General features: G+C 63.2%; 4 protein-coding genes. All 4 read right to left on the bottom strand.

Going from position 1 to position 6,246, the window contains the following annotated elements; all coding sequences use genetic code 11:
• Positions 1–24 precede the first annotated feature (24 nt).
• Positions 25–2,355: a heavy metal translocating P-type ATPase gene (locus Q8S38_RS07060; protein WP_305679716.1), complete on the bottom strand. Its 2,331-nt coding sequence runs from the start codon at positions 2,353–2,355 to the stop codon at positions 25–27.
• Between the two features lie 210 nt (positions 2,356–2,565).
• Positions 2,566–2,952, bottom strand: coding sequence for a c-type cytochrome (locus tag Q8S38_RS07055; RefSeq protein WP_305679715.1), 387 nt, complete (start codon positions 2,950–2,952; stop codon positions 2,566–2,568).
• Entirely contained in the window at positions 2,936–3,172 is a 237-nt protein-coding gene (locus Q8S38_RS07050) for a DUF2933 domain-containing protein (protein WP_305679714.1), read from the bottom strand. The genes Q8S38_RS07055 and Q8S38_RS07050 overlap by 17 nt, the downstream gene beginning before the upstream one ends.
• Positions 3,173–3,464: 292 nt before the next feature.
• The coding region (locus Q8S38_RS07045) for an efflux RND transporter permease subunit (RefSeq protein ID WP_305679713.1) at positions 3,465–6,246 on the bottom strand (2,782 nt) is incomplete at its 5' end.

Raw genomic sequence — 6,246 nt, 5'->3', positions numbered from 1 at the left:
TGAGGACATCAGCAGATCTCTGTTTTATTGTTGCCCGCGCAGACGCAGCGCATTGCCGACCACGCTGACCGACGACAGACTCATCGCCGCGGCCGCAATCACCGGCGACAGCACCAGCCCGAAGAAGGGATAGAGGATACCGGCCGCGACCGGCACGCCGAGGGCGTTGTAGAGGAAAGCGAAGGCCAGGTTCTGGCGCATGTTGCCGACCGTTGCGACGGAGAGCAGACGGGCGCGGGCGATGCCGCGCAGGTCGCCCTTGACCAGCGTCAACTGGGCGCTGTTCATCGCGACGTCGGTGCCGGTACCCATGGCGATGCCGACATCCGCCTTGGCCAAAGCCGGGGCATCGTTGATGCCATCGCCGGCCATCGCGACGATCCGCCCTTCGCGCTGCAGGCGTTCGACCAGCGCCAGTTTGTCGGCCGGCTTGACCTCGCCGTGCACTTCGTCGATGCCTAGGCTGGCACCGACCGCCCGGGCGGTGGTCAGGCCGTCGCCGGTGGCCATCACGATGCGCAGCCCGGCCTGGCGCAGGATGGTCAGGGCTTCCTGGGTGCTCGCCTTGATTGGGTCGGCGACCGCCAGCAAACCGAGCAGGCGGCCGTCGGCCGCCAGATGCATGACGCTGGCCCCGCTTTGGCGCAGGGTTTCCGCTTCCTTGCCAAGGGCGTCGATATCGATACCGTCCTCGGCCATCAGCGCCCCATTGCCGAGGGCCAGGCGCTGGCCGCCGACCGTTCCGCGTACGCCGATGCCGCTGGCCGATTCGAACTGCTCGGCCTTGTCGAGGGCCAGCCCGCGTTCCCGGGCGGCGCGGACGATGGCGTCGGCCAGCGGATGCTCGCTGCCCTGGTCAAGGCTGGCCGCCAGGCGCAACACTTCGTCCTCGGCGATGCCGGGTGCAGCTAGCACGCGTTCGAAGGCCGGCCGCCCTTCGGTCAGCGTGCCGGTCTTGTCGACAATCAGCGTGTCCACCTCGCGCAGCCGCTCGATGGCCGCCGCGTCGCGGAACAGGATGCCCTGGGTCGCCGCCTGACCGGTGGCGACCATGATGGACATCGGCGTCGCCAGCCCGAGGGCGCAGGGGCAGGCGATGATCAGTACCGAGACGCCGTTGATCAGGCCGAAGACCCAGCCCTGCTCGCCACCGAAAAAGCCCCAGGCGAAGAAACTGATTACGGCGATGGCGACCACGACGACGACGAAATAGCCGGCGACAACGTCGGCCAGTCGCTGCAACGGCGCCTTCGAGCGCTGGGCCTGGGCGACCATCTGGACGATCTGGGCGAGCATGGTCTGGGCACCGACCTTCTCGGCACGGATGACCAGGCTGCCGGCGGTGTTCATGGTGGCACCGATCACTTTGTCGCCGGGGCGTTTCGTTACAGGCAGCGGCTCGCCAGTGAGCATCGCCTCATCGACGGCGCTCGAACCTTCGATCACCGCGCCATCGACCGGAACCTTCTCGCCAGGCCGTACGCGCAGCATGTCGCCGAGATGGACATGAGTCAGCGGCACATCCTCCTCTATTCCGTCCGGGTTAATGCGGCGGGCCGTCTTCGGAGAGAGGCCGAGCAGCGACCTGATGGCGGCCGAGGTTTGCGAACGGGCGCGCAGTTCCAGCATCTGGCCAAGGAGGGTCAGGGAAATGATGACCGCCGCTGCCTCGAAATAGACGCCGATGCGGCCGTGGGCAACGAATGATTGGGGAAACAGGCCGGGGGCCAGCGCCGCTACGACGCTATAACCGAAAGCAGCGCCGGTTCCGAGGCTGATCAGTGTCCACATGTTCGGGCTGCGGTGGACCATCGACTGCCAGCCGCGGATGAAAAACGGCGCCCCGGCCCACAGCACGATGGGCAGGCTGAGCAGCAGTTCGGCCCAGGTCCGGACCAGAGGCGGCAAGCCTTCCAGCCGGTGGCCGGCCATCGCCAGGACGACCACGATAATGGTCAGTGGCAGGCTGGCCCAGAAACGGCGGTGGAAGTCCCGATATTCGGCGTTGTCCTCGTCCTTATCGAAATCGGGCAGCAGCGGTTCGAGGGCCATGCCGCACTTGGGGCAGGTGCCGGGGCCGATCTGCCGGATTTCCGGGTGCATTGGGCAGGTGTATTCGGCATCCGGAATGGCGGGCTCCGCCGCCTGCGGAGCAAGGTAACGCGCCGGTTCCGCGTCGAATTTCGTTTTGCATTTGGCGCTGCAAAAGCGGTAGTTGACGCCGTCCAGATCCGTCGCGTGGGGGGATTCCGGTTTGACGGTCATGCCGCAGACGGGGTCGATGAAGATACCCGACGTGGCTTTCAAGACCGACGACGAATGGCTGTGATGTTCACCTGAGTGTTCGCTGTCCATGGCTACTCCCCTTTAATCAAAAAAATCACAATTACGCGATTTGCTCAAAGTTAATCCAGCCGCCCCATGGGCCAATATCGAAAAAAATAGGCCTTGCTCTGCAGCAAGGCCGTTAGCAACGGTCGCGCAGGAGAGAAAGCCGACCGCAAAAGGTATCCAGCTAAAGTTGCACAGGCTCCAGCCAGATTTTTCCTCATGACTACTTTCTATTTAGTCGATACCGACCTTGCGCTGCTCGCTGCGCACATAGGCCGTGATGTGTGCCACGTCGTCGGGTGTTACCTGCGGCACCGGCGCCATGTCGCCGAATTTCCAGTGATGGGCGCGCACGCCGTTCTTCACGGCGAGTTGGAAAGCGGCATCGGCATGGTGCGAGGGCTCATAGATGCGGTTCAGGAGAGGCGGCCCCTTATCCGAACCTTTCAAGTTCGTACCGTGACAGGCCGCGCAATGTTTCGCGAATAGCGTCTTGCCGGCTACCGGATTGGGCATCAGGCCGGGGCTGGGTTTGGGCACCTGCCAGCCTTGGGCTTGCACCGACAGGCTGATCAATGCCATCAGCCCCGCGGCGAACTGTCGCCTACGAATTCTGTTCATTGCTTCCTTCTGCCTTGCCGTGACCGCCATGTCCACCGTGACCGAAGAAGTGCATCAACGGACAAAGCAGAAGGAGCAAATAAATCCACCGTCCGGCTACGTGCTCCCAATGCTCGCGAATGATGAAGAACCCTAGGATGACCGCGATCATGGCAACGACGACCGCGCCACGAGACCGATACCACGGCTCGGCGTGATGATGTGCAGATTCTGCTTTCATGAGCGGACTCCTTGTACTTGATAGACACCGGATGAAGCGGTAGAACAGCAAATGAGCGGGCGGGTTGTCGTGCCTTGCTTGGCAGCCCATTGCCGCTGACAAGGGAAGCGGATCACCAGCAGTGAACCGCTTCCCTACAGGAACCGATTAGTGGGAATGACCAGCGTGCGAGTCGTTTCCGGAGCCGCCCGCATATCCACTACCGGCACACCCGCCCAGCAACAGTCCGACTACCGTCACAGCAACCACCAAGAGCTTCTTCGACATCACGTTCTCCTTGCGTTGAAAATATTCATTCCTCGATACCCCGATTCAGGCGCCATTGCTTGACCAGCGCGTAGATCGCCGGAATCACCGCGAGGGTCAGTACCGTCGAGGAAATCATGCCGCCAACCATCGGCGCGGCGATGCGGCTCATCACTTCCGAGCCTGTGCCGGTGCCCCACATGATCGGCAACAGGCCGGCCATGATCGCCACCACCGTCATCATTTTCGGCCGGACGCGCTCGACGGCGCCTTCCATGATTGCCTCGTAAAGATCGGTCAGGCCAGGAACCTGACCCTCGGCGCGCCGCTTGGTCTTCAATTCCTCCCAAGCGTGATCGAGATAGATCAGCATGATGACGCCGGTCTCGGCCGCGACGCCGGCCAGCGCAATGAAGCCGACCGCCACGGCGACCGACAGATTGTAGCCGAGCCACCACATCAACCAGATGCCGCCAACCAGCGCGAAAGGCACCGAGAGCATGACGATCAGCGTCTCGGTAATGCGCTTGAAGTTGAGATAGAGCAGCAGGAAAATCGAGAGCAGCGTTACCGGGATGACGATCTTCATTTTCTCGATGGCCCGTTCCATGTATTCGAACTGGCCGCTCCAGGTCACGTAATAGCCCGGCGGGAACTTGACCTGTTCGGCAACCGCCTTCTTGGCGTCGGCGACATAACTGCCGATGTCGCGGTCGCGGATGTCGACATAGATATAGGCTGAGAGCAGGGCGTTTTCGGTGCGGATGCTGGGCGCGCCCTTGGCGACGACGACCTTGGCCAATTGCCCAAGCGGAATCATCGCCCCGTCCATGGTCGGGATCAGCACCTCGCGGGCGATCTGCTGCGGATCGGAGCGTAGTTCGCGCGGATAGCGGATGGTGACGCCGAAACGCTCGCGGCCCTCGACCGTGGTGGTGACCATCTCGCCGCCCAGCGCGGTGCCGATGACATCCTGCAGGTCGCCGACGGCCAGGCCGTAGCGCGCCAGTTGCTCGCGGTCGGGCTCGATGTTGAGATAGAAGCCGCCGGTGATCCGCTCGGCGAACGCACTGGTCGTGCCGGGCACGGCTTTGACCACAGCCTCGATTTCCTTGGCCACTTTTTCCATCTCGCCGAGATCCTTGCCGAACACCTTGATGCCGATCGGCGTGCGAATGCCGGTGGACAGCATGTCGATGCGCGCCTTGATCGGCATCGTCCAGGCATTGGCGACGCCGGGAAATTGCAGCGCCTTGTCGAGTTCGGCGATCAACTTGTCGGTGGTCAGGCCCGGGCGCCATTCGGCTTCCGGCTTCAGGTTGATCACCGTCTCGAACATCTCGGTCGGCGCCGGATCGGTCGCCGTGTTGGCGCGCCCGGCCTTGCCATAAACTGAAGCGACCTCGGGGAAACTCTTGATGATCTTGTTCTGCGTCTGCATCAGCTCGGCCGCCTTGGTGATCGACATGCCGGGCAGTGAAGCCGGCATGTAGAGCAGCGTTCCCTCGTTGAGCGTCGGCATGAACTCCGAGCCGAGCTGAGAGGCTGGGTAGATTGAGGCCACCAAGGCAACGACGGCAGCAACGATGGTCATTTTCTTCCAGCGCATGACGCCGGCGATGATCGGCCGATAGACCCAGATCAGAAAACGATTCACCGGATTCTTCGATTCCGGCATGACCTTGCCGCGGATGAACAGCATCATCAGGACCGGCACCAGCGTCACCGAAAGCAGCGCCGCGCCGGCCATCGAGAAGGTCTTGGTGAAGGCCAGCGGCGAGAACAGCCGCCCCTCCTGGCCTTCCAGGGCGAACACCGGGAGGAAGGAAACCGTGATGATGAGCAGCGAGAAGAACAGCGCCGGCCCGACTTCCTTGCAGGCGGCGAGCATGGCATCGGCGCGCTCGGCTTTGGTGTGCTCCTCGGGCAGGCGCTCCAGGTGCTTGTGGGCGTTCTCGATCATCACGATGGCGGCGTCGATCATGGCGCCGATGGCGATGGCGATGCCGCCCAGGCTCATCAGATTGGAGTTCATGCCCAGCGAGCGCATGGCGATGAAGGCGATCAGCACGCCGACCGGCAGCATCAGGATGGCAACCAGGGCGCTGCGCACATGCATCAGGAAAACGATGCAGACCAGCGCGACGATGGCCGCTTCTTCGAGCAGCGTCCGCTTCAGCGTGTCGATGGCGCGGTGTATCAGTTCGGAACGGTCGTACACCGTCTGCACGGTGACGCCCTCGGGCAAGCCGGGGCCGATTTCGTCGATCTTGGCTTTCAGGTTGTGGATGACTTCCAGCGCGTTGGCCCCGTAGCGCGCCATGGCGATGCCCGACACCACCTCGCCTTCGCCATTCAGCTCGGTCAGGCCGCGCCGCTCGTCCGGCGCCAGTTCGACGCGCGCGATGTCGCGGATCAGCACCGGCGTTCCCTTGTCGCTCTTGACGACCAGCGTTTCGAGGTCACCCTTGCCGCGCAGATAGCCCTTGCCGCGCACCATGTACTCGGTTTCGGCCATCTCGACGACGCGGCCGCCGACGTCGCGATTGGAGTCGCGAATGACCTGCGCCACCTTCATCAGCGGGATGCCGTAGGCGCGCAGCTTGACCGGGTCGACCGTAACCTGATAGGTCTGCACGAAACCGCCGATCGAAGCGACTTCGGCCACACCGTGCGCCTTGGTCAGCTGGTAGCGCAGATACCAGTCCTGGATGGTGCGCAGTTCGGCCAGTGTCTTGTCCTTGGCGAGCAGCGCGTATGGATAGACCCAGCCGACCCCCGTGGCGTCCGGCCCGAGCGAGGGCGTGACGCCTTTAGGCATACGGCTG

It is taken from the genome of Allobosea sp. (assembly GCF_030695125.1).
GTDB lineage: Bacteria > Pseudomonadota > Alphaproteobacteria > Rhizobiales > Beijerinckiaceae > Allobosea.
The sequence above is the reverse complement of the archived record's forward strand: the minus strand, read 5'-3'. Positions and strand labels throughout refer to the sequence as shown.

Coding starts and splice junctions, on each gene's coding strand:
- Q8S38_RS07060 (WP_305679716.1), bottom strand. CDS start 2,355: ATGGACAGCGAACACTCAGGTGAACATCACAGCCATTCGTCGTCGGTC.
- Q8S38_RS07055 (WP_305679715.1), bottom strand. CDS start 2,952: ATGAACAGAATTCGTAGGCGACAGTTCGCCGCGGGGCTGATGGCATTG.
- Q8S38_RS07050 (WP_305679714.1), bottom strand. CDS start 3,172: ATGAAAGCAGAATCTGCACATCATCACGCCGAGCCGTGGTATCGGTCT.